This window comes from Marinomonas algicola (assembly GCF_014805825.1).
GTDB lineage: Bacteria > Pseudomonadota > Gammaproteobacteria > Pseudomonadales > Marinomonadaceae > Marinomonas > Marinomonas algicola.
The window spans coordinates 3,600,607-3,622,941 of record NZ_CP061941.1 but is presented as its reverse complement, the minus strand read 5'-3'; the positions used below and the strand labels follow the sequence as shown (position 1 = coordinate 3,622,941).

At 41.0% G+C, this 22,335-nt stretch carries 22 protein-coding genes; 14 read left to right on the top strand and 8 right to left on the bottom strand.

Annotated features, from left to right (window positions below; all coding sequences use genetic code 11):
- The first annotated feature begins 122 nt into the window (after positions 1-122).
- The 5 genes from IEZ33_RS16545 to IEZ33_RS16525 all read left to right on the top strand — a co-directional run bounded on the left by IEZ33_RS16545 (position 123) and on the right by IEZ33_RS16525 (position 3,299).
- Positions 123-1,568, top strand: a complete 1,446-nt coding sequence (locus IEZ33_RS16545; RefSeq protein WP_240009561.1) for an MATE family efflux transporter — start codon at positions 123-125, stop codon at positions 1,566-1,568.
- Between the two features lie 75 nt (positions 1,569-1,643).
- Positions 1,644-2,006, top strand: coding sequence for a DOPA 4,5-dioxygenase family protein (locus tag IEZ33_RS16540; protein WP_191601115.1), 363 nt, complete (start codon positions 1,644-1,646; stop codon positions 2,004-2,006).
- Positions 2,007-2,035: 29 nt separating this feature from the next.
- On the top strand, positions 2,036-2,494 hold the full coding sequence (locus IEZ33_RS16535; RefSeq protein WP_240009560.1) for a GNAT family N-acetyltransferase: 459 nt from the start codon (positions 2,036-2,038) through the stop codon (positions 2,492-2,494).
- A 25-nt stretch (positions 2,495-2,519) separates the two neighbouring features.
- A complete protein-coding gene (locus IEZ33_RS16530; protein ID WP_191601114.1) occupies positions 2,520-2,927 on the top strand; it encodes a GFA family protein in 408 nt (135 codons plus the stop codon).
- Between the two features lie 87 nt (positions 2,928-3,014).
- Positions 3,015-3,299: a DUF1330 domain-containing protein gene (locus IEZ33_RS16525; RefSeq protein ID WP_206696869.1), complete on the top strand. Its 285-nt coding sequence runs from the start codon at positions 3,015-3,017 to the stop codon at positions 3,297-3,299.
- Between the two features lie 91 nt (positions 3,300-3,390).
- Here the strand turns inward: IEZ33_RS16525 and IEZ33_RS16520 are convergent, their stop codons facing one another.
- A complete protein-coding gene (locus IEZ33_RS16520) occupies positions 3,391-4,134 on the bottom strand; it encodes a class I SAM-dependent DNA methyltransferase (protein WP_191601113.1) in 744 nt (247 codons plus the stop codon).
- 115 nt (positions 4,135-4,249) lie between these two features.
- On the opposite strand from IEZ33_RS16520, the gene IEZ33_RS16515 reads away from it, so the two are divergent.
- The 4 genes from IEZ33_RS16515 (at position 4,250) to IEZ33_RS16500 (ending at position 7,024) form a co-directional block, all read left to right on the top strand.
- Complete coding sequence (locus tag IEZ33_RS16515; protein ID WP_191601112.1) at positions 4,250-5,002, top strand: SDR family oxidoreductase; 753 nt, start codon at positions 4,250-4,252, stop codon at positions 5,000-5,002.
- 93 nt (positions 5,003-5,095) lie between these two features.
- Entirely contained in the window at positions 5,096-5,689 is a 594-nt protein-coding gene (locus IEZ33_RS16510; RefSeq protein WP_191601111.1) for a hypothetical protein, read from the top strand.
- Positions 5,690-5,777: 88 nt separating this feature from the next.
- Positions 5,778-6,344 carry a DUF6151 family protein gene (locus tag IEZ33_RS16505; RefSeq protein WP_191601110.1) on the top strand — a complete coding sequence of 189 codons (567 nt, stop codon included), beginning with the start codon at positions 5,778-5,780 and terminating at the stop codon, positions 6,342-6,344.
- A gap of 227 nt (positions 6,345-6,571) precedes the next feature.
- On the top strand, positions 6,572-7,024 hold the full coding sequence (locus IEZ33_RS16500; protein WP_206696968.1) for a hypothetical protein: 453 nt from the start codon (positions 6,572-6,574) through the stop codon (positions 7,022-7,024).
- A 29-nt stretch (positions 7,025-7,053) separates the two neighbouring features.
- On the opposite strand, the gene IEZ33_RS16495 is transcribed toward IEZ33_RS16500, so the two are convergent.
- Positions 7,054-8,076 (bottom strand): response regulator, encoded by a 1,023-nt coding sequence (locus IEZ33_RS16495; protein ID WP_191601108.1) that lies wholly within the window; start codon positions 8,074-8,076, stop codon positions 7,054-7,056.
- Positions 8,063-11,419, bottom strand: a complete 3,357-nt coding sequence (locus tag IEZ33_RS16490; protein ID WP_191601107.1) for an MHYT domain-containing protein — start codon at positions 11,417-11,419, stop codon at positions 8,063-8,065. The genes IEZ33_RS16495 and IEZ33_RS16490 overlap by 14 nt, the downstream gene beginning before the upstream one ends.
- Before the next feature lie 106 nt (positions 11,420-11,525).
- Between IEZ33_RS16490 and IEZ33_RS16485 the strand changes: the two genes are divergently transcribed.
- Both IEZ33_RS16485 and IEZ33_RS16480 read left to right on the top strand, forming a co-directional pair.
- Positions 11,526-11,879 (top strand): hypothetical protein, encoded by a 354-nt coding sequence (locus tag IEZ33_RS16485; RefSeq protein ID WP_191601106.1) that lies wholly within the window; start codon positions 11,526-11,528, stop codon positions 11,877-11,879.
- Between the two features lie 167 nt (positions 11,880-12,046).
- Positions 12,047-12,742: an aspartate/glutamate racemase family protein gene (locus IEZ33_RS16480; RefSeq protein WP_191601105.1), complete on the top strand. Its 696-nt coding sequence runs from the start codon at positions 12,047-12,049 to the stop codon at positions 12,740-12,742.
- A 110-nt stretch (positions 12,743-12,852) separates the two neighbouring features.
- On the opposite strand, the gene IEZ33_RS16475 is transcribed toward IEZ33_RS16480, so the two are convergent.
- The 3 genes from IEZ33_RS16475 to IEZ33_RS16465 form a co-directional block, all read right to left on the bottom strand.
- The gene (locus IEZ33_RS16475) at positions 12,853-14,256 is read right to left on the bottom strand and encodes a DEAD/DEAH box helicase (protein ID WP_191601104.1); all 1,404 of its coding nucleotides are present in this window, start codon (positions 14,254-14,256) and stop codon (positions 12,853-12,855) included.
- Between the two features lie 120 nt (positions 14,257-14,376).
- Positions 14,377-15,621: a sensor histidine kinase gene (locus IEZ33_RS16470; RefSeq protein ID WP_191601103.1), complete on the bottom strand. Its 1,245-nt coding sequence runs from the start codon at positions 15,619-15,621 to the stop codon at positions 14,377-14,379.
- The gene (locus IEZ33_RS16465) at positions 15,614-16,294 is read right to left on the bottom strand and encodes a response regulator transcription factor (protein ID WP_191601102.1); all 681 of its coding nucleotides are present in this window, start codon (positions 16,292-16,294) and stop codon (positions 15,614-15,616) included. The genes IEZ33_RS16470 and IEZ33_RS16465 overlap by 8 nt, the downstream gene beginning before the upstream one ends.
- Before the next feature lie 190 nt (positions 16,295-16,484).
- Between IEZ33_RS16465 and IEZ33_RS16460 the strand changes: the two genes are divergently transcribed.
- From IEZ33_RS16460 to IEZ33_RS16450, 3 genes are read left to right on the top strand one after another with little or no spacing between them, the layout of a single operon-like run.
- A complete protein-coding gene (locus IEZ33_RS16460) occupies positions 16,485-18,098 on the top strand; it encodes a phosphoethanolamine transferase (protein WP_191601101.1) in 1,614 nt (537 codons plus the stop codon).
- Positions 18,099-18,100: 2 nt separating this feature from the next.
- Positions 18,101-18,850 carry a phosphatase PAP2 family protein gene (locus IEZ33_RS16455; protein WP_191601100.1) on the top strand — a complete coding sequence of 250 codons (750 nt, stop codon included), beginning with the start codon at positions 18,101-18,103 and terminating at the stop codon, positions 18,848-18,850.
- Positions 18,822-19,184, top strand: coding sequence for a diacylglycerol kinase (locus IEZ33_RS16450; RefSeq protein ID WP_191601099.1), 363 nt, complete (start codon positions 18,822-18,824; stop codon positions 19,182-19,184). The genes IEZ33_RS16455 and IEZ33_RS16450 overlap by 29 nt, the downstream gene beginning before the upstream one ends.
- A gap of 89 nt (positions 19,185-19,273) precedes the next feature.
- On the opposite strand, the gene yegD is transcribed toward IEZ33_RS16450, so the two are convergent.
- Positions 19,274-20,653 (bottom strand): molecular chaperone, encoded by a 1,380-nt coding sequence (yegD, locus tag IEZ33_RS16445; protein WP_191601098.1) that lies wholly within the window; start codon positions 20,651-20,653, stop codon positions 19,274-19,276.
- A 140-nt stretch (positions 20,654-20,793) separates the two neighbouring features.
- Positions 20,794-22,293 (bottom strand): methyl-accepting chemotaxis protein, encoded by a 1,500-nt coding sequence (locus IEZ33_RS16440; protein WP_191601097.1) that lies wholly within the window; start codon positions 22,291-22,293, stop codon positions 20,794-20,796.
- Positions 22,294-22,335 lie beyond the last annotated feature (42 nt).

Here is a 22,335-nt window from a genome sequence, read left to right as displayed (position 1 = left end):
TTTCTATTAATCCCATCTAATTTTATGACCTGTTCTAAATTCAGTTGCCATAATAGTCTGTTATGCTTTTGTCGATACGTTCGTCAAGGTTAACTGAAGTCAATTTTTGGAGGAGGAAAAAAGTGCAAAAGGCTAAGTTTGTTGAAGGTTCAACGATGCGCCATATTTTGGTGATGTCTGGATCTGGCTCCATTGGTTTGATGGCCTTGTTTGTTGTGGACTTAATCGACATGCTTTTTATCAGTATGTTAGGTCAAATTGAATTGGCCGCTGCTGTCGGTTTTGCGGGAACGTTATTGTTTTTTTCGACATCGGTTTCCATTGGGACGTCCATTGCGATGGGCGCATTGACGTCAAAGGCCATTGGTTCGGGACAGTTTGATCAGGCTAGGTTGATCAGTGGCAGTGTTATGGTGACAGCCTTTGCGATTAGCTTGATGTTTACCTTGTTTATGTATGTTTTTACGCCTGAACTTTTGTCATTGATTGGTGCTCAAGGCGTAGCGGCCGAAAGAGCTCAAGCCTACTTACATATCCTTTTGCCTAGTGGTCCTTTCTTGGCCGTGGCTATGGTGGCAGGGGCTGGATTACGGTCTGCTGGTGATGCAAAGCGTTCTATGTGGGCGACCTTATCTGGCGGCATTGTTAACGCCATCTTAGATCCAATTTTTATTTTTGGGTTTAATTGGAATGTGGAGGGAGCGGCTTTGGCGTCGGTGTTTGCTCGCTTCGCTGTTTTGTTTTTCTCGCTTTACCCTTTGATTAAGTACCATAATTTAGTAAAACTTCCAAATTTCAATCTATGGTTAGATCACATTTCTGCTATTTTGAAAATTGCAGTACCTGCTATTTTAACCAATACGGCGACGCCAATTGCCAATGCCATTGTGACCACCAGTATTGCTCAATTTGGAGAAGACTTCGTTGCAGGATTTGCGGTGATTGGTCGATTAATTCCTGTTTGTTTTGCGGTGATTTTTGCATTATCTGGGGCCGTGGGACCGATTTTAGGGCAAAACCTAGGCGCCGAACGAGTAGACAGAGTAAAAGAGACCTTAAGAAACTCTTTTATAGTGACGACGGTTTATACCGTACTGGTCTGTATTTTATTGTACCTATTACAAGACTATATTATTCAAGGGTTTGGGTTGCAGGGAGATGCTACCCTCATAGTACGTGCTTTTTGTACTTATATTGCTATCTCGTATATTTTTAATGGGGCTATATTTGTCGCCAATACCTCTTTTAATAATTTAGGTAAACCGCTTTATTCGACTGTCTTAAGTATAGGAAGAGCGACGATCGGTACCCTACCTTTTGTCTATTTAGGATCTGACTGGTTCGGTGCTGTTGGTGTGCTCTACGGACAAGCCGTGGGGACTGTTGTGTTTGGCCTGTTGGCGGTGGTTGTCTTGCAGTATCACGTAGCTGAGTTAACGAAAGTTGAACCCATTCAAGAAGAAGCGTTACCGCCAACGTGTTTGAACACTCAACCTTTTTGTAATCAAGATGCGGTGTTAATTGAAGACATTGCCTCTGGCAAAGAAGAGCTGATTAAAGTGTCTTAAATAAGAGGGCTGAATAGGGTATTCTGATTGAATAACGTATTACCTATTTACGAATGAGTAACAGAGAAAGTATTTATGTCTTCAATACCGAGTAGTAATATTGTGGCTTATCATGCTCACCTTTATTTTAATGATGCCACTAGTATGGGAGCGGCAATGAAGATAGCTGAGGCCGCGTTAGAGACATTTCCTATAAAAGTAGGCCGTTTTCATCAACGTCCTGTTGGTCCTCATCCATTATGGAGTTGTCAGCTTTCTTTTGCCGCCGAGACGTTTGGTGATTTTATCCCTTGGTTGATGTTGAATCGTGGTGACATCGATGTCTTTTTGCACCCATTAACGGGGGATGATTATGTAGATCATACGCAAGGAGCCAGTTGGCTAGGACAGTCTTATCCTTTGGATCTAACAGGTTTTACTCCTACTAAACAAAACTAGATAGCTGTGATTTTAAGGAGATACATAACGTGTTGTCTATTTCTCTTGATAATTTAGAAAACGGTGGGGTATTAGCACTATTAGACGAACATCTGGCTGACATGTACGCGACATCGCCTGCCGAAAGCGTGCACGCCCTTGATCCAGAATCCCTTAAGCATCACTCTATTTCCTTTTGGGCCGCCGAAATTGATGGTAACGTCGTTGGTTGTATCGCGATGAAGGAGCTTGATTCAGATCACGCCGAACTGAAGTCAATGAGAACCAGTGAAAAAGCGCGTAATCAAGGCGTGGCTTCACATTTGCTTGCTTATGTTCTGAATGTGGCACAACAAAGACAATATAAAAAATTGAGTTTGGAAACAGGTTCAATGGATTTTTTTAAACCTGCGCGCAGTCTATATCTAAAAAATGGATTTACTTATTGTGGTCCTTTTGCCGATTACACGTTAGATCCAAACAGTGTTTTTATGGAACGAATTATGTAAACTAAGAATAAAATAGGAGAAGAAAATGCCATACCCTATAAGTGGATCTTGTCAATGTGGCGGTGTTAAATACACTCTTTTGTCCGCGCCAAACTTAATTGCCGCTTGTCATTGCAAAGCGTGTCAAAAGCTTTCGACCAGTGCCTTTAGTCTCACGGCGATGGTGGATGCCAATACCATTGAGTTTGAAGGCGAGATGCAAGAATGGAGTCGATCATCTGATAGCGGCAATGTGAGTTCAGCTAAATTTTGCCCAACGTGCGGTAACCGTATATACCATTTTAATCCGGCTGAACCTGAGAAAATTAAGTTAAAACCGTCGAATTTATCCGATACCAGTATTATCCAGCCAACCGTTCATATTTGGGTTAGTGAAAAACAAGACTGGTTTCAAATTCCCGAAAATGTGACGGTATTTGATAGGCAATTTTAACCGGTATTGTAACGAAGTGAATCCTGGTTGGGTCTATTTTGATTCGCCATAGTTAATCGTAAAATGGAACTTAAAAGGAAAGAGATTATGTTCGAGCATTGTGTTGGTCTGTTTGTGTCTGATAACGCCTTGTATCAGCAATATCGTGACGGAATAAGTGCGTTATTAAAAGAATACGGTGGTTTTTTTCGTTATGATTTTAAGGTATCGGACACCTTAATGAATGAATCTGGAACACCCATTAATCGCGTTTTTGTTTTGGCTTTTCCTTCTGAAGATCGGTCGAATGATTTCTTTAGTCACGATGATTATGAAAAAGTAAGAGCGAAATTTTTTGATGCGTCAGTAAAGCATGTCACCTTGATATCATAACGAAATAACGAAATAACGAAATAACGAATTAAACGGCCTAAACGCGCCTTCGGCATCCAGTGGTTTCAACCCGCCAATTGTAGAAAGCGCGTTATCGTTTGATACAGGTAAAAATGGCATTGCCAGAACCCCCATTCCAAGGAATGATTTTTTCGTAGTCATGTTCAAAAATTTGCACGTCGAAATAGGGCGCTAATAACGTCGTTAGTTGCTCAAAACTAATGGCAACCATAGGGTGGGAGTCTTGCCAATATTGAGTTTGACCCTGGTTGGTTTTTTCTATTCTCACATCTAATGTTTGTGCATCACCTTCTCCCTTGTAATACCACTTTGAAGCAAAGGTAAAAAAGTCTTCGCCTTGTTGCACACTATGCTTTACAAAAGATAGATTATCAATTTTGTCTTTATCAACGGCATTAAAGCAAAATACGCCTCCTGCCGTCAGAGCCGCATGAGTGTTTTCAATGCACTCTTTTAATCTCAGTGTATTGCCACTGTAATGAATCGAATAAAGAAAGCAGGTAATTAGGTCTAGCGGTGCTTCTGTTTTAAAGTGGCACATGTCTTGTAAGCTAAAGTGAGATTGTGGGCAACGTAGAGTTGCAATATCAAGCATGGGTTGATTAATATCTAATCCACTGCTTTGATAATCAAAGTCAGAAAAATACTTTACATGTGGACCTGTTCCGCAGGCAAGGTCGAGATGTCGATTACCTTTGTTGCCAAAGAGTGAGTGCAGTCTTTTAATACTGATGCTTTGTTGGTGATAATCAATGTCTGCACACATCAGATCATAATAACTTGATAAATCGGTATATAACGCATTAAAAGACATATTGGGTTGTCACTAGAGAAATGGATGACGCGCATCATATATCAGGTTGTGTATTTTGCGAAGTAATTAAATTCATCTACAAAATGCTATCTACATAAAAGGAAGGAATTGGTCTATGAAAGATCAAAAAGTGGTTGTTATTACGGGTGGTAGTCGAGGTATTGGTGCGGCCACGGCAAAATTGTTTGCACAGAATGGGTACGCTGTATGTATTAATTATCATTCAAATAGAACAGCCGCGGATCAGGTTAAGCAATCGATACGAGACGCTGGTGGTGAGTGTCTTACAGTACAAGCCGATGTTTCCAATTCAAGTGATGTTGAGCGCCTATTCGATCAGGTAGACCAAAAGTGGGGTGCTTTAACGGTATTAGTAAATAACGCCGGTATTTTGCGGACTCAATCACGTTTTGATGGAATTTCAGAGGCGCGCTTTCTGGATGTATTACGAACCAATGTTATGAGCAGTTTTTTATGTTCACAACAGGCCATAAAGCGGATGTCTCAGTCGCTAGGTGGAAAAGGAGGCTCTATTGTGAATGTGTCTTCTAAAGCCGCGCAAACGGGTTCTCCTAACGAATATATTGATTACGCGGCCTCGAAAGGGGCGATGGACTCTATGACCCGAGGTTTGGCCATGGAAGTAGCCGCCGATGGTATTCGAGTGAATGCTGTTCGACCTGGGTTAATTTACACAGACATGCATGCTAGTGGTGGGGAGGCGGATAGAGTCGATCGGCTAAAATCGAACATACCGTTACAAAGAGGGGGACAAGCGATTGAAATCGCGGAAGCGATATTATGGTTAGCCAGTGAGAAATCCTCATTTGTGACCGGTACTTTTATTGATGCTTCTGGCGGTTTGTAAGTGAATAGAAACACAGTCGTTTTAGTCGGTTAACATGGCCATTTTAAACCGATAGCGAGACAAACTTTTTAATCATTTTAATGGAGCTGAACTGTGAAGATAGTGAAAGAAGATGATCAACAAGAGGTAGAGTGTTCTAATTGTGGTTTTTCTCAAGCAAGCTATAAACTAAAAGATGTTCGCTTGGGGGATCAAGTCAGTAAAAAAGTATTAGTGGCTGTGTGTAATAGCTGTGATAAAGCATTGAATGTGCCCGCTCAAACCGCGGTGAAAATAAAATCGGACTATGATGCGTCTCGATACTCTGTGGATGTCCGCTTACCGGCTCATTATTTAGACATTTTATTGTTTGCTTCTCATCGGATTAATCCCGCTTTACCAGAGAGTTTTGGCAAAGCGTTGATCCTATACTATTTACATGCTTTAAATTCACAGCGTTACGGTGTGAAGAATCTATCAAGCCTATTGCATTACGATTTTGCGAAAGCACGATCTTCTAAGAGGCTTTCCATGAAAGTAAGTCAGAGCAGCCTGAATGAGATGGCGTCTTTGTCTAAAGAGCATGGCTTCAAAAATAATACAGACATGCTTAAGTGTGTGATTTTAAAAATCCATGAAGACATTATTTTAAAAAATAAACCAAGTCATCTTGCTGAGTTACAGAATTTTGCGGCTGTCTTTGCTTAATGAACTCTGCATCTAGAGTAAGACTTTGGATCTAACAGTAAGTATTAATAGTCGATAAAAAATTCACTTACTAAACAGCGAGTAAAATATGAAAGAACTATTATTGCAATGTGGATGTGGAAAAGTGACCGGGCGGGTTCATGGCATTAATCTGAGGAAAGGCAATCGGTTGGTGTGCTATTGCCAAAGTTGTCAAAAATTCGCACATCACTTGAACTCAGATTTATTAAACGCATTTGGTGGCAGCGATATTTTTCAAATAGCGCCAGCGTACGTCACTATTGAACAAGGCATTGATCAAGTTAAATCCTTAAAGTTAACCGATAAAGGGGCATATCGTTGGTACACAAATTGTTGTAATACACCGATTGGCAATACGGCGAGTGCTAAGATTCCTTTAGTGGGTTTATTGCCTTCTTTTATTGCAGACGATCAGGATGTAAATGCCATTATTGGCCCTATTATGGGCAATGTGTTTGAAACAGGTTTAGAACAACCTTTGCCAAAAGCGATGGCAGGTAAGTTGTCAGAAAAGCGCATTTTTTTTCGTATGATGCGAAAATTACTTATATGGAAAGTGTTAGGTAAAAGCAAGCCAAACCCTTTCTTTGATGCAACAGGAAGAGCCATTTCAAAACCAGTGCGAGTACCATAGCACTATGTATAAACCGTGCTGTAAATGAATGAATACTGAGTGATGCATTAATTGAGGTAATGCCTTCAGCTCGGAAGAATCGATTGTCATGTTAATCCTTGGCAGTGCTAGGTTTAAAGTGTGTGGCTAGATCCAAACTAAGTGACTGAAAGGGGAAGTATAAAGTGACTCTATCCGGTAGCGAAGCTGAAAAAATTCGTTTAGAACATGAGGCGGCTAAGCTGTTTATGCGTTGTTATGAGCACGATACAGGGAAGGAAATTCGCCATATTTGGCATAATAGACCGATTCGTCCTGATGTTTCTTGTGAATATGAAGGCCGCCGTTTAGATCTAGAAATAGCCCATCTATACGGTAGTGAAGCCGAAGCCATGATGATCTTAGGGAGAGAGCTGACAGACAGCACTCGTGAATCATTAAAAGCGTTAGACAGTATTCCTGCTGACGATCGATTATTAAGCGCGTTGAACCGTATTTTGGCTAATAAGGCTAAAAAGCAATATCAAAGTGAACGCGTATGGCTGGTCATTAGAAATGCCCATCCTGCTTGGACATCAGACCAAATCGTAGCATTACAACATCATATTGATGTACCTGAAAGTCATTCCTTTGAACAGATTTGGATTGTGGGTGATATGTCGGCCGCATCAGGTATTGTAAGGCTTTATGCGTCATTCTAGTCAACAACAGAGGGCTTTCTAAATGGGTTTTATGAATCCTCTCCCCACTCCTCCATAATAGTCATAAAAGTGTCTAGAACACGGGGAAGGCATTCAACTAAATTTGGGTCGAAGTGCTTGCCACTTTGAGAGTAAATATAATCGGTTGCTTCCTTCACTGTCCAGGCTCGCTTATATGGTCGAACGGTTGTAAGTGCATCAAATACATCGGCGATAGCAACGATACGCCCTTCAAGGGGAATATCTTCACCAGATAATCCATAGGGGTAGCCTGTGCCGTCCCATTTCTCATGGTGGCTAATAGCAATCGACTTTGCTAATTCAATGAGCTCAGAATCCGACTCTCCAAGAATCGCTTCACCAATATGAGGGTGCTGTTTCATCACCTCAAATTCTTCTACTGTCAGTTTACCTGGCTTTAACAAAATGTGGTCAGGAATGCCTATCTTTCCAATATCATGCATAGGTGATGCATTGAGTATTTTATCGGCCTGAAATTTCGATAAGCCGAATTCAAGCGACAGTTCTTTTGCATAGAGGCTCATGCGAATAACGTGTTGGCCCGTTTCATTATCTTTATATTCAGACGCTTTTCCTAAACGTTGAATGACTTGTAATCGAGTGCGTTTTAATTCATCGGATTGAACAAGCGATAAATGCGTTTTTACACGTGCTTTGACTAGGGCTGGTGCGACCGGTTTAGTGATGTAATCCACAGCACCAAGTTCAAAGCCTTTTTCTTCATCTGATTCTTCATTGAGAGCGGAAACAAAAATAATAGGGATGTGTTTTGTATCATTCGATTGCTTCAAATAAGCGCAGACATCATACCCAGTCATTTCAGGCATCATCACATCGAGCAAGATTAAATTGGGTTTCTCAGACTCAACAAGGCGCAATGCTTCAACACCATTTTTGGCGAAAAATAAGCGGTAATCATCATTCAATATGTGCCTAAGAACGCGCAGGTTTGTAGGCTCATCATCTACAATGAGTATTTTCGGTGTCCCATCTGGAATGCTAGATGAGTGAATGAGTTTACTGTTTGACATAATACTCTTTTATTTCTTTAAGTTTGTCTGCCGCCGCTGCAAATTCAAAGTCATCAATAGCGCTCATTACTATCTTTATGTTCTTTTCTTGACCAATCGGGGCGGATTCAGCTAAATCGTTTAATAGTTGATCATTATATTCATTGTGAGATATTAATTCTAATAATGACTCTATAACCATCAAAAAGTCCTCATTATTATCTTGATTCACATTCGTATTGTTCTCATGAGAATGTGGTTTCGGATTATTTTTGTAAGAGTGAACATTCTCTGCAAGTTTTTCCAGTTGATTCATCAGCAAAGAATGAGTGCTCTCTAAGTCATTAAATTTTTGCTCTTTACAACGCGTTTCTAACTTGGAAAACAGATTCATTAGCGATGGTAGAGCTAAATTACCTGAGACGCCTTTTAAGGAGTGTGCTATTTGCATGATTTTCGGCCAATCAGGTATCTCTTCATGTATGAATAATTTTATACTCTCTATAGCGTTGGACTGGGTCGTGACAAAAGCCTCTAATTCTCCGTAATAGCGCTCTTTGTCTCCCCAAAGAAGAATGCCTTTTTCTTCATCAATCAAGACATTGTCGAGTGACTTCTCGTGTGTGGGTTCAACGACTTGCGAATAATCAATTCCTAGTACATCAGCCATTTCGTATTTTAAGAGTGCGAAATCAACGGGTTTATGGCTAAATCCATTCATTCCAGCTTTGTAGGCTTCGTCTTTGTCCTTTGTTAAAACGCCTGCTGTCAGGGCAATAATAGGAATCTGAGTTAAGCCTTCAGTGGCTTCTTTTTGTCGTCTTGTTTTTGCGGTTGTTAACCCATCCATAATCGGCATTTGAATGTCCATCAGGACAAGTTGTGGTTCAGTTAGATCCATTTGAACTAATGCCTCTTTTCCATTTGAAGCGGTGGTTACCGTATGGCCGTCTCGTTCTAATAAAATGCGCAGTAGGTCTATATTTTGTTGTATATCATCAACCACCAAAACCTTTAATGGGGGTAATGAAATGGTTACTTTTTTATCTATCGAAAGGGTTTTTTCCGATGGTTTAAGTGGGATGGATAAAATAAACTCGGAACCGACGCCTAATTGACTTGAGACATTTATTGAACCGCCCATAAGTTCGATCAATTGTTTACTAATGGTGGTGCCTAACCCCGTACCACCAAATTTTCGATTCATAGACGCGTCAGCTTGGGTAAAGGCGTCAAAGATACGATTTACCTGCTCTGGTGACATCCCAATGCCTGAATCTTTGATGGCGAAAATAATATGGTCGTCAGTGCTTTTCACCTCAACCTTTAATGACACTTCGCCTTTTTCAGTGAATTTAATTGAGTTTCCTATAATGTTGGTTAGAATTTGTCGGATTCTATCAGGCGCTCCCCAATAGTAAGGGGCCAGGTTTTTATCGAGTTTTAAGTCAATATGTAAACCTTTATTGTGGGCCTGTAGCCAGAGAGTTGAAATCACGGTATCTATTTCTTCAATTAAAGAAAAGGTTTTCCATTCTAGATCCATTTTACCCTTATCTAACTTGGCACTATCGAGAACATCGTTTAATAAGTGCAAAAGCGAACGAGCGGATTTGTTAATGGTTTGCACGTATTCATGCTGCTTTTCCAAATTGGTGTCACCATCTAACAAAAAGTCACTAAACCCAATAATGGCATTCATTGGCGTACGGATTTCATGGCTCATATTGGCTAAAAATGCAGATCGTGATGCGGCGGCTTGTTCCGCTTGTTCTTTAGAAAACCGAAGCTCTTGTTCCATTAGTTTGCGTTCAGATATGTCCATGATGAAGCCGTCAATATAAAAGTCATTAGAGTCTTTCTTTTTTACTTTTCGGCTGTGCTCTAGTAACCACTTCACTTCCCCATCCTTAGTGATAATTCGATATTCAAGAGAGTAAGCTTGGGCGTCTTTAATTATTTTTTTTAAAAAACAATCGGCATCATCAGGATGCAATAAATCAATGAACTTATGACGAAAATTAGACGAGATAAACTCTTTAGATTCATATCCAGTCACTTTTTCAATGGCGTCACTGATGAACAACATCTGGTTATTGCGGGTATTCTTACAACGAAAAACGATTCCTGGTAGGTTACTGACAAGAGAGCGAAATTTTTCCTCGTTTGCTTGTAACTCGGATTGCATTTTAGTGCGTTCACTTATGTCCGCCAAAAAGGCTACATACGTATCTGTTCCGCGTATCACTACATGACTAATGACTAAGCGTATGTCTATGTTATGGCCACTTTTTTGAGTGGCCATAACATCATACTCTTGGCTCATAATGATATTTTTTGCTTCAGTGAGAGGCGTGATTAACTCATTATTATCGTTTTTGGGGAAAAGAGTGGGTACTATGTCAGAAATGTTTTTGCTTAAAAATTCTTCTTTTGACCAACCAAATAATGAGCTCATCACATGGTTTGTATCTAAAATAGCCCCCTGGGAATTGAGTGTCATAACACCATCAATAGAGGTATTTGTGATGGCTTTTAAGTGGCTTTCATTGGCTTTTGCTTCAAGAGAAATATCTTGATAACGAAACATCATGTTCATCATACTAACAAAGCCAATGACAACGGATGTTATAACGGCAATGCCTAACCCTAAAAGTAATGAAACACGGTTATCAGGCGGAAGAAGTTCCATCCCATCGGGAATAGTGAAACGAGCGGCGTACATACCAGTATAATGCATACCGGAAATGGCGATACCCATCACGATACTGGCTATAATCATAGTGTGAGTCGGCGTGAAATGACAAAAATTTAATCTATCCAAACCAAAGCGTATCCAAAGAGAGAGCATCGCTAATACAACGGCCACTACTATGGATACACAAAAAATAGTTAGGTCATAATGAAGAGTCATCATCATTTCCATGGCCGCCATGCCGATATAATGCATAGACCCTATTCCTGAACCAACCAATATTCCACCAATCAGCAAGGTGTTACGCTTAATTTTATTTTCCATTAGGATATTAAGAGTAATCCAGGACGCCATTAAAGCCGGTATAAAAGAAACAACCGTGATAACAGGGTCGTAATGCACATGAGTTCCGAGGTTGAAGGCTAGCATCCCAATAAAATGCATAGACCAAACACCGACAGCTAACGCTAGACTGCCAGAAAACAGTAAAAAATGACGACGTTGAGAAGACTTAGTTAATTCGGCTAGGCGGGCCACATTGAATCCGACATAGGACGCAAAAATAGACATAAGAATTGAAATAATGACCATTAATGGGTCAAGGGTTCCGTAGACAAATTGATTGGCGTTTTGAGGAATCTCAAAAAGAATATTAATACTGTTTATCATTTGAACCCTGTCGTTGCATTTTTATGTTTACGTTGATCGTATAATCGACAATTATAGCTAATTTTTGTGTGGGCTTTGTGTTTTTTCTTATAAAAGACGATTGATTATGAAATATTTACTGGGATTGTGCGCCTTTGGGCTACCTGTGCTTTTGAGTGCGGATGTGCTTGAGACAGAAAATTACCGTATTCGAGTTGAAACTCGTTGTGAAGAAGGTAACGTGAGCTGTAATCATGCCCACTTTGAAGGGCTTTCAAAGCGATCAGGCTACCGTTTAGCTCTAGTAGGTGAAAGTCTGCATCAGCCTTGTAAAGACGGTGTGACACCATGTCGTTTTTTAGGTTACTACTTTGAAAAAGACGATTTTAACTATTATGTGTACGAAGCGGGTACGTTTATTGTTAAACAGAAAGACAATCTGTTGATTGAAGAAACGGGGGAATGGTTTTGGGCGGAGTAATGCTGGAATACGTTGATTTGGAAGCCGTGCTTCTCTAATAGAGCCTCGTGGGCAGACAATCTGTATGTTTTTAATTCTCTTGGGTGTCTCTATTTTTCGGCTGTCTGAGATTTATACTCTTTATCATTCTTTATGACACTAAATACGGCAGGATAGAGGAAGCAGAAATGAAAACGATTGGTCTTATTGGTGGAATGAGCTGGGAGTCCACTGCGAGTTATTACAGTTTGCTTAATCAGGGTGTGAAGTCGGCACTGGGTGGGCTTCATTCCGCTAAGATCTGCCTTTACAGTGTGGACTTTGCTGAAATAGAAGTGTTACAGCGTACTCATCAATGGGATGAAGCGGCGGCCATTTTAATCGATGCGGCGCGTCGGCTTGAAGTGGCTGGAGTGGATTTTATTCTAATTTGTACCAATACCATGCATAAACTCTATACTGAAATTCAGGCGGCTGTTCGTCTTCCTGTGATTCATATTGTTGATGCTACCGCCACTCAGCTGAAGCAAGCAGGTGTTGATAAAGTGGGCTTGTTGGGCACTCGTTTTACAATGGAAGAGGCCTTTTATAAAGGTAGGATGCAGCAAAAATACGGTATTGATCTAGTGGTGCCAAACCAAATTCAAAGAGACTCAGTACATGAGATTATTTACCAAGAGCTGTGCTTAGGGAAAATTAATGAGCTGTCTCGCAAGGTGTATTTAGAGGTGATCCAAGATTTATCCGATCAAGGCGCGCAAGCTATTATTTTGGGCTGTACTGAAATTGCGTTATTAATACAGCAAGAGCATACGACCATTCCTCTGTATGATACAACCGCTATCCATGCTCATCATGCTGTAAAAATGGCCTTAGAGTCTTGAATGAGGGTTTCTGTATAAGACGTAAAAGCACTAAAAACGTCAGACCTGAAGGACGCAGCTGACGTTTTTTTGTGCTTACTTAAAGACGAGATGATGTTTTTTATTGCAGATTAACTGGCTTTGTTTGCTGGTCGTCGTCTCGGTGACATAGGTTGGCTACGAAGACCGTCTTTGGTTGCAGAGACGGCTGGCTTGGCTGGTGAGCGATTCTCTTTGCCACCTTTATTTTCTGACTTATTGGCTCTTGGAAGGTTGCTGCCATTGCCTCCACGGCCTCGACCTTTGTTACGAGAGACAGGGGCTGACACGTTATTCTGTCCACCGCGACTGGGTTTCTTTGCCTTCATCGGGCGTGAATCTAAAGTCGTAATAGGAACCATGTGATTGGCTTCGAAACCATCGATGTGACGGCGCTCTAATACTTTCTGAATGAGACGCTCAATGGCAATTAACTGATCTACCTCATCGGCCGCAACGAGTGATACCGCATGACCACTTGCTCCAGCACGGCCAGTACGGCCAATACGATGCACATAATCTTCTGCTACATTCGGTAAATCAAAGTTAACCACCTGCGGTAATTGTTCGATATCCAAACCGCGGGCCGCAATATCGGTTGCCACAAGAATACGAGTCACGTTTTGTTTGAATTCGGCCAAAGCCTTAGTGCGAGCTCCCTGACTCTTGTTACCATGAATAGCGGCGGCGGTGATGCCGGCTTCGTTAAGCTGTTTTGTGAGCTTGTTGGCACCATGTTTTGTGCGTGTAAATACCAGCACTTGATGCCACTTATTGTCTTTAATAAGCTGAACGAGTAGGTCGCCTTTTTCTTTTTTGTCTACGCAATGAATCCATTGCTTGACTGTGTTTGCTGTGGCGTTTCTTGGTGTTACTGAAATCTCGACAGGGTCATTTACCAAGCCTTTGGCCAAAGTACGAATGTCGTCTGAAAAGGTGGCTGAGAAAAGTAAATTTTGACGTTTCTTTGGCAAGACTTTTAAGACTTTTTTGATGTCGTTAATAAAACCCATGTCGAGCATACGGTCGGCTTCATCCAAGACGAGTATTTCGAGATTGTTAAATTTTACGGCATTTTGATTGTACAAATCTAACAGACGACCAGGTGTGGCCACCAAAATATCCACACCTCGACGCATTAATGCTATCTGAGGATTAATCTTAACGCCACCGAAAACAACGGCCGAACGAAGGGGTAAGTTTGCTCCATAAGTGGCAATGCTTTCACTGACTTGAGCGGCTAATTCGCGCGTGGGGGTTAATACTAAGCAACGTACTTGGTTGCCCTCTACCGGCGCCTTGTTAGCAAGCCGTTCTAGGAGAGGCAATGTAAAGCCCGCCGTTTTGCCTGTCCCTGTCTGTGCAGCGGCCATCACATCTCGTCCTTCTAAAACAGCCGGGATCGCCTGTTGTTGAATTGGAGTGGGGGTAGTATACCCTTGTTTTTCAATGGCTTTTAGGAGGGGGGCACTTAAGCCCAAAGAGGCAAAACTCATAGGGTAATCTCATATCAAAGGAAGAATAATAATCCACCAATGGCATTTGCTTCTTAGTGGGCGTGCAGCATACCTGATTGCTCTACTTTCGACCAGTATTACCCAGATTGTCTTGCTTTTTTATAACGGTAATTTGTTTGAATCATGGAAAAACACAATAAAGCGGCTGCCACCTTGATCTGGCGTGTCGAACTGAATGTTCCAGTTTAGTTGATCGATAATGCGTTTAACGATACTGAGGCCAAAACCGTATCCTGTTTGACTGTTCGCGTTGCGGCTTCGATTAAAAAGCAGCGCTTGGTTTTCGGCACCTATGCCACGGCCAGTGTCTTCAACAATTAGCGTGTTTTTGGTTAACCTGATTGTAATGTTACCTTGCTCTGTATGTTGACACGCGTTTCTCAATAAATTTCTTAATACTATGCTAATAAGCTCTGCTTGAGAGTGTATTTCTACGGCCTCTTGAATGTCTGTAATCAGCGAGACTGGTTTGTTTTTTAAAAGCGGTTCACATTGATTAACTTGTTCTTTAATAAGCGTGCTTACGTCTATCTTGGAAAAGAGTAATCGTTCGGGGGATCGAGAAAGTAACAAGAGTGCAGAGACTTGCTCAGTAGTATCGAGAGTGGTTCTCCTGATCCGGTTCACCGTTTTAAGTAATTTAGGTTGATCGGCTAAATTGGCTGAAAGTACTTCTGTTGCCCCTAAAATGACCGTCAGAGGCGTTCTTAGCTCATGGCTGGTATCACTGCTAAAAACACGTTCACGTTCTAAAAAATCTTGTAGTCTGGCGTTTCTCTCTTCAATCGCACGTGCCAGAGTGCCAATTTCATCCGTAGAAGTAATCGAAAAATGAAGTCTTTCCGAATCGCTTTCTATCTCTTTTACCATGAGCGAAAGTGGGGCGATCACGGATTGAGTCGAGAATTTACTAAACAGCCAAGCGATTAGAATTGAAAAGAAAGACGCTAACATCAACGTTGTGGCAATGGCTTCCTCTAGACCTTCAAAAATGGATTCATTATCCACTACCATGAAAATTTGATTGTTGAATTTAGACACAACAATGGAGACTTCTTTGCCTTCTATTTGCATTTCTTGAAGATTTTTTTGTGGTTGAAGCTGTTTTAATGGCTCAGGTATCTTGTCTTCACTGTAAAAAGACATACCTGGGGGCACAATAGTCGTACTGTCTTGACTGTGGATAAATCGCTCGAGCTCAAAAGTCAGTTGCGGATAGATTAGATATTCTTCAATAACGCTTTCTGAAAAGCGAAAAATGGTAATAAAGACCATACAAATTAGAATGGATAAACTTATATAGGATAAGGAAATTCGATTTTTTAATGTTAAGGATTTACTCATTTGTCGATACCATGCAATAGCCAATACCTTGGACGGTTTTAATCATTTGGGTACTGAAAGGTTTATCGATCACTTGGCGCATGGTATGAATGTGTGTTCTTAAAGCATCACTATCAGGCGGTGAGTCTCCCCAAAGTTTGTATTCCAATTCTTTTCTGGTAAAGACTTTTGGTGAGTCTTTCATCAAGATGGCTAAGATTTTATAACCAATGGGTTTAAGTTGGAGCGGAGTGCTTTCTCGTGTTAACGCTAATGTTTGAGGATCAAATTCCAGGGTTCCTAGAGTCAAAGGTGGCTTTGAATAGGCATTAGAACCCCGTCGACTTAATGCTTGTAAACGCGCTTCTAACTCGATAAGAGAGAAGGGTTTTATTAAGTAGTCATCGGCACCATGCCTGAGTCCTTTTACTTTATCCTCAATGGTATCTTTTGCCGTTAGCATAATAATAGGCGTGTTTAACATAAGTTCTTGACGCAATCGTTGGCATAATTGAAGCCCATCGAGTCGTGGCAACATAATATCCAATATGATCACATCGTAACTGTTTTCTATCGCCAGTGATAACCCGTTCAACCCATTTAATGCGCTGTCCAGGGTATAGCCAAGAGGTTCAAAATACTCATAGATATTTTCCAAAATATCCTGGTTATCTTCGACAATTAATATTCGCAACACACTCTCCCATGTTTATCGAGTCTTTGGTCTATTTAGGGCTACGTCAATCCGTTTAGCGAGTTTAGTTTACCGTTATTTTTCATTTAACACTTTCTTAACATTTACCTAACAGGGGTTTAACTGTGTTTTCAGTACATTTGCTGCACTTTCAATGAACTGAGTGGTCACACAGAAAATGACTCATAAAATGACATTACCTAAACTAAATTTACCGCGTTACGCGGTGCTGATTATCGTCGCTTTGTTTATTGCTATCACGGCGAATGTGGTTTTTTTCACTAAGGTGACAGCCTTATACTCTCTTGGTGATAACCTTGGATTTATCACCTCGGTAAGTGTGCTTTTATTTGCGCTTTTAGTCTTATTAATGACCCTTTTTAGTTTAGTCATTCCCGTCAAAATAGTCAGCATCGGCTTTATTTTTGTCGCTACATTGTCCGCTTATTTTACCGATACCTTTGGCACTGTTATTGATTCGGATATGATACGCAACACACTCGAAACCAATACAGCGGAAGCCTTTGATATGGTTACTTCGGGTCTGCTACTAAGGCTACTGTTTTTTGCGGTATTACCTAGCTTGTTTATCTTGATCGTTACTGTAAAAAAAGAAGGCAGACTACAAAAAGTTCTTCGTTTAGCCTTATTAGCTCTCTTAGCCTTTGTTATTTCAGGGTTGAGCATAGTGTCAAACAGTACGCAGTTTGCCAGCTTCTTTAGAGAGCATAAATCCGTTCGTTATTACGTAAACCCAAGTTATCCCATTTATGCCAGTATTCGCTATGTTAGTGACATGTTCAAAACGCCAGAAAGCAAAGAACTCATTTTATTAAATACAAAAGCAACAGCAAAAATACCTGACAGCCGTTGGAACAACCGACGCTTAGTTATTATGGTTGTTGGTGAAACGGCCCGTGCTGATCATTTTTCCTTAAATGGTTATGATCGTTTAACCAATGAGTTTACCGCCAAAGAACCAGGATTAATTAATTTCCCTAACATTTCTTCTTGTGGAACCTCTACAGCCGTTTCGGTTCCTTGCATGTTTGCTTATCAAGGTAGAGAAGGCCTTGATGTAAAAACCACGAGAAGAACGGAAAATGTGTTGGATTTGCTGCAAGAGGCTGATGTCAGTGTTTTATGGCGAGATAATAATTCAGACTCAAAAGGCGCAGCATTACGAGTGACTTATCAAGATTTCCATTCCAATGATGTGAATACTCAATGCGACATAGAGTGTCGAGACCTTGGTATGCTTGACGGTTTACAAGAGTATATCGATCAAGAATCGGGCGATATTATGATTGTTCTGCATCAAATGGGCAGTCATGGCCCTGCTTACTTTAAACGCTATCCAGAAGAGTTTACTCACTTTCAGCCTACTTGTAATACTCCAGAATTGGCTCAATGCTCAAACCAAGAAGTGATGAACTCTTACGATAACAGCATTCGTTATACCGATTATTTTTTGTCAAAGGTGATTGAATTATTGAAAGCCAATGCCACTTTTGATACCAGCATGTTGTATGTGAGCGATCATGGCGAATCCTTAGGGGAAGCGGGTGTTTATCTACACGGCTTACCCTATGCGTTTGCTCCAGAGACACAAACGCATGTGCCAATGTTGTTGTGGACAGGTCAGTTGACGTCTCTAGATTTAGAGAAAACACAGATACTGGCGCAGCAAGCTAATTCTCACGATGCGTTATTTGATACCTTGCTGACCTTTTTCCATTTAGAAACGACACTGCCTCCAGCGTCTGAAACCGCTTTAATCAAGCTCAGTGGCGGGGAAGGCTAACCATGACCCTTTCTATAAAACCAGTGATCTACACGCTTCTTTTATTATTGTTAACCATGATGATATTTGAAACAACATCGCTTGATGTCGTTGTGCAGAATGCCTTATATAATTTTTCAGAGAAGCATTGGGTTCTGATACTAGACAAAACCAGTATTGCGCATTTGGTGTTTTATGATGGAGTGAAAGCGTCTTTGGTGCTTTTTGCACTTACCATATTGATTTTATTGTTGTTTTTTAGAAATAAAACTTGGGTAAAAGTAAGATTTACTGGCTTAATGGTTGTCTTTTTATCCTTGGTATTCATCCCATTAGCTGTCGCTTTTGCTAAAGATATCAGTAATGTAGCCTGTCCTTATCAGTTAACAAACTATGGTGGGAACGTGCCATATGTGGTTGTATTTGAGGCTTATCCTGAAGGGGTAAAACCAACTCAAGCGCAACGCTGTTTTCCGGCCGCTCATGCCAGTGGCGGGTTTGCTTTAGTGTCACTCTTTTTTCTCGCGAGGACGAGAAAAGGACGTATTCAAGCCATAGGGTGTGCTTTAACGATCGGTTGGCTGATGGGGGGCTATAAAATGCTGATTGGTCACCACTTTTTAAGTCACACTTTAGTGAGCATGATTTTTTCTTGGCTTATGGCTTACAGCATTGCTCTCTTGCTGAATTCTGAGCGTCTCACTCGTATCAGATCTTTTATTCCTAGTTTAAGGTATTCAACGCATGAAAATAACGAAACACACGGGTCTTAAGCGAATCTTATTTGCGGCTGGGTATTCCTGGAAAGGGTTGCGACATAATGTTTTATACGAAGCGGCTTTTAGGCAAGAGGTGATTTTAGCTTTGATACTGGTTCCTATTGCACTGATTGCGGATGTTGCCAAACTTGAGAGGATTTTTCTTATCTTTTCATTGATGTTGGTACTGTTAATGGAATTAGTTAATACGGCGATTGAAGCAACGGTTGATCGTATTGGACTTGATTTTCATCCCTTGTCAGGGTTAGCAAAAGACACGGGATCTGCGGCGGTGTTTATCAGTGTTTTACTCTGCCTTTATACTTGGATAGCGGTATTTTTTTTCTAGGATTTCGCTTTAGGACTCAACCTTCCCGAAGTCTACAACAAAGGTTGTAGACTTCGCTTTTTTTGTCATTAGCGCCACTTCTTTTCATATTAGGCAAAAATGCGCTCAGCCCAGACCCCCAAACCGGCCGCCACACTGCCAAAATGATCACCATCTAAAATGTCTACATCACCCAATGTCTGCTTAATGGCATCGCGTATAATAGGAGATTGAGCCGATCCTCCAGTAACAAAGACCACATCCGGTGTTTCCCCCGCGTCTTTTACGGCTTGAGTCATTAAGGACATCATTTTTGACAAAGGTGGTTGAATGGCTTTTTGGTAGTCGTCTCTTGATACCGTACAAAACAAGTCTTTTTCTATGTAACTGAGATCCACTTGGTTGTTCAATGCATTAGATAGGGCAATTTTGCATTGTTCTGCATCGCGAACCAGTTGGAAGTTTTGCTTATTATCACGTAAAAGCCGTAGCCGATTGAGTAATTTAGGCTCCTTTGTATCTCGTAACATTTGCTCTAAACTCATCTCGGTGGGCAAACTGTTAAAGTGAGCCTGAGCACTGACATCGTTCGTTGTGACGGCATTCCAAAAAATCTGTGTCGGCATAGGTAAACCATTTTTCAGTTCCGACTCCATGCCAAATAATGGCATAAAGTTTTTTCCTGCGAGTTGTATGTCTAAGTCATTACCACCAACTCGTTCACCCGTATGGCTTAAAAAATCCTCTGAACGATCTGTTTTCTTACGATAGCTTGGTCCCATTCTCACCATGGCACAGTCCGACGTACCGCCACCAATATCGATAACCAGTACCGTTTTGTCTTGTGTTAACTGTTCTTCAAAGGCAAACCCGGCGGCAATGGGCTCATAGAGGAATTCGACTTCTTTGTATCCTGCACGCTTGGCCGCTGTTGTTAGGATAGACAGAGCTTGAGCATTACTGTTTTCAGAGTTGATGCCTTGGAAATTAACTGGACGGCCAATAACGGTGTTGGTTAAGGCCGCACCCAAATGCGCTTCCGCTTTGTCTTTTATGTTCTGCATCATCGCGGTAACAATGTCTTCGAAAAATTCAATAAACTGTGGGCGAAAGCCACTGCTTCCGAGGAAGGATTTGGGGGATTTAACAAAATAGCCTTCATCCGGCTGCTCTAAATAGTGTGAAAAGGCCTCTCGGCCAAAAAATAAAGCTTGCTCATTGGTGGCAATATCATGGGTTAAACGAACACGATTAGCTTGTGCTAATTGATTACGGCGATGGTTGATAAAATGTTGCTGGGTTTCCTTTCTTTGTATGTTCTTCGCAACAGACTCAACAATAAGCTCCCTTTCAAGTGCATAAAGCGTTGAAGGAATAAAATGTTTGCTATTTTCTAGTGGTACTAGGGCGATCTTAGAGCCCTCGGCTGAGTTTTTTTGACGGGCTGAAAGAGCGCAGTTAGAGGTCCCGTAGTCTAAACCAGTGATCATGTTTGGGTTCCTAAAAAGTACAGCCGATAATCAGTAACTAACGACTTTTTGCAAAAGGGGCAGGAAAGTAGCACATTTAACAAATGGGATCGAGTAAACAATAGGAAGGTGAGCGGCATTCACCTTCCTAAACGAGCTCGTTAGACTTTATAGACAGCGGACTTATGTTGGTATTCTTCTGTTACTAATAGAATATCTTTAGACGTTTGGGCCAATTTTTCCATGGTTAAGGCCATAGCATTTGTTGCTTCGGCATTTTCTCTGAGCTGATCAGAGATTGTCTTAAGAGAGGTTTCTTGATCTTTGGTCTCTTGAGATGCTTTTTGACTCTGATGGGCTACTTTACTGACTTGTTGTGAGCGTTCGACTAGCCCATCTGATATGGATTTGGTGTTGAGTACATTAGAGGATGTTCTGTGTTTACCAGACTCCATTGATTCCACTGTTTTTTTGGCACTTAAATTTAATCTATCAAGGACCTTTTCTATTTCGTCTGTGGATTCACTCGAACGTTTTGCAAGCGTGCGAACTTCATCTGCGACAACGGCAAACCCGCGTCCTGTCTCCCCAGCTCTAGCGGCTTCGATAGCGGCATTCAAGGCCAATAAATTAGTTTGCTCTGATATGCCTCTGATCGACTGAAGTAGTGTTGTTATTGAGCCAACATCAGTAGTGAGTTCATTTAACGAGGCGGCAATACTAATGGTATCCTTTTCCAAAGATTGCATATCATCCATGATTTTAAGGGCTTGTGTACTGTCATTTAATGTAGACGTTTCTACCTCTGCGGCTTCCAGTGACGTTTGATGAATACTGACGGATACGTCGTTCATAATTTCAGTAATATCGTTGGCTGTATTAGCCATTTTATGGGACGCCACAATGCTTTCTTGGGATTTTAGGTTTGCTTGCTCCCCAATAGAGAAAACCACATGGCTGGCCTCTGTCAATTTAAATGCTATGTTTTGATAATCTTTAAACAAGGCCGATAACTGCAGAATGAAGGTATTAAATACAGATTCAATTTCTGTTTTAGGGTCTTTGATGCGGACCGTTAAATCATTGTCTGCAGAAATCTTTTGTATGGCGTTCGCTATGTTACTATTTGCGGATGAACTTTGGCGCATCTGCTGAGCCATAAAGATCAAAGTGCCAGTCTCCATAGCCGCAAAGGCAGCATGAACCATAACAACGGCCATACTATGATCAGCGTAAGGCAACAACATAATTGGCATATCGCCGATAGACACATGGTTGCTTTGTAATATCATAAAGGCAACATGATGTATGGCCACGGTAATCAAGCTAATAACGAGCGGCTGCCATTTTTGATACACTAGAAAAACAACCATGGTGACAAAGATATGAAAGTGGGCTTCTATCATTCCCATTTGAGATTGTATTAACGCGGCCGAAGTGAGCATCATCAAAAATGCGGCAATAAAGCTAAATGTTGTGGTGTTTTTAAACATGCTATAGCTTATTTGTGTAAGCAGTAGTGTGGCCAACGCACATATACTGGAAAAAATGAATAACTTTTCTCCAACTAATCCACTTACAAAAAGCATGGGGGCTTGTGCAAGTAAGACTTTGTAGATAAAAAGATCATTAGGATCGTTATTAGGCTTTGGACTGTTCATAAATTACCTTTGATTAACTAGGAAAGAGTGCACTTCAGTGCT

Coding starts and splice junctions, on each gene's coding strand:
- IEZ33_RS16540 (WP_191601115.1), top strand. CDS start 1,644: ATGTCTTCAATACCGAGTAGTAATATTGTGGCTTATCATGCTCACCTT.
- IEZ33_RS16530 (WP_191601114.1), top strand. CDS start 2,520: ATGCCATACCCTATAAGTGGATCTTGTCAATGTGGCGGTGTTAAATAC.
- IEZ33_RS16525 (WP_206696869.1), top strand. CDS start 3,015: ATGTTCGAGCATTGTGTTGGTCTGTTTGTGTCTGATAACGCCTTGTAT.
- IEZ33_RS16520 (WP_191601113.1), bottom strand. CDS start 4,134: ATGTCTTTTAATGCGTTATATACCGATTTATCAAGTTATTATGATCTG.
- IEZ33_RS16515 (WP_191601112.1), top strand. CDS start 4,250: ATGAAAGATCAAAAAGTGGTTGTTATTACGGGTGGTAGTCGAGGTATT.
- IEZ33_RS16505 (WP_191601110.1), top strand. CDS start 5,778: ATGAAAGAACTATTATTGCAATGTGGATGTGGAAAAGTGACCGGGCGG.
- IEZ33_RS16500 (WP_206696968.1), top strand. CDS start 6,572: ATGCGTTGTTATGAGCACGATACAGGGAAGGAAATTCGCCATATTTGG.
- IEZ33_RS16495 (WP_191601108.1), bottom strand. CDS start 8,076: ATGTCAAACAGTAAACTCATTCACTCATCTAGCATTCCAGATGGGACA.
- IEZ33_RS16490 (WP_191601107.1), bottom strand. CDS start 11,419: ATGATAAACAGTATTAATATTCTTTTTGAGATTCCTCAAAACGCCAAT.
- IEZ33_RS16485 (WP_191601106.1), top strand. CDS start 11,526: ATGAAATATTTACTGGGATTGTGCGCCTTTGGGCTACCTGTGCTTTTG.
- IEZ33_RS16480 (WP_191601105.1), top strand. CDS start 12,047: ATGAAAACGATTGGTCTTATTGGTGGAATGAGCTGGGAGTCCACTGCG.
- IEZ33_RS16475 (WP_191601104.1), bottom strand. CDS start 14,256: ATGAGTTTTGCCTCTTTGGGCTTAAGTGCCCCCCTCCTAAAAGCCATT.
- IEZ33_RS16470 (WP_191601103.1), bottom strand. CDS start 15,621: ATGAGTAAATCCTTAACATTAAAAAATCGAATTTCCTTATCCTATATA.
- IEZ33_RS16460 (WP_191601101.1), top strand. CDS start 16,485: ATGACATTACCTAAACTAAATTTACCGCGTTACGCGGTGCTGATTATC.
- IEZ33_RS16455 (WP_191601100.1), top strand. CDS start 18,101: ATGACCCTTTCTATAAAACCAGTGATCTACACGCTTCTTTTATTATTG.
- IEZ33_RS16450 (WP_191601099.1), top strand. CDS start 18,822: ATGAAAATAACGAAACACACGGGTCTTAAGCGAATCTTATTTGCGGCT.
- yegD (WP_191601098.1), bottom strand. CDS start 20,653: ATGATCACTGGTTTAGACTACGGGACCTCTAACTGCGCTCTTTCAGCC.
- IEZ33_RS16440 (WP_191601097.1), bottom strand. CDS start 22,293: ATGAACAGTCCAAAGCCTAATAACGATCCTAATGATCTTTTTATCTAC.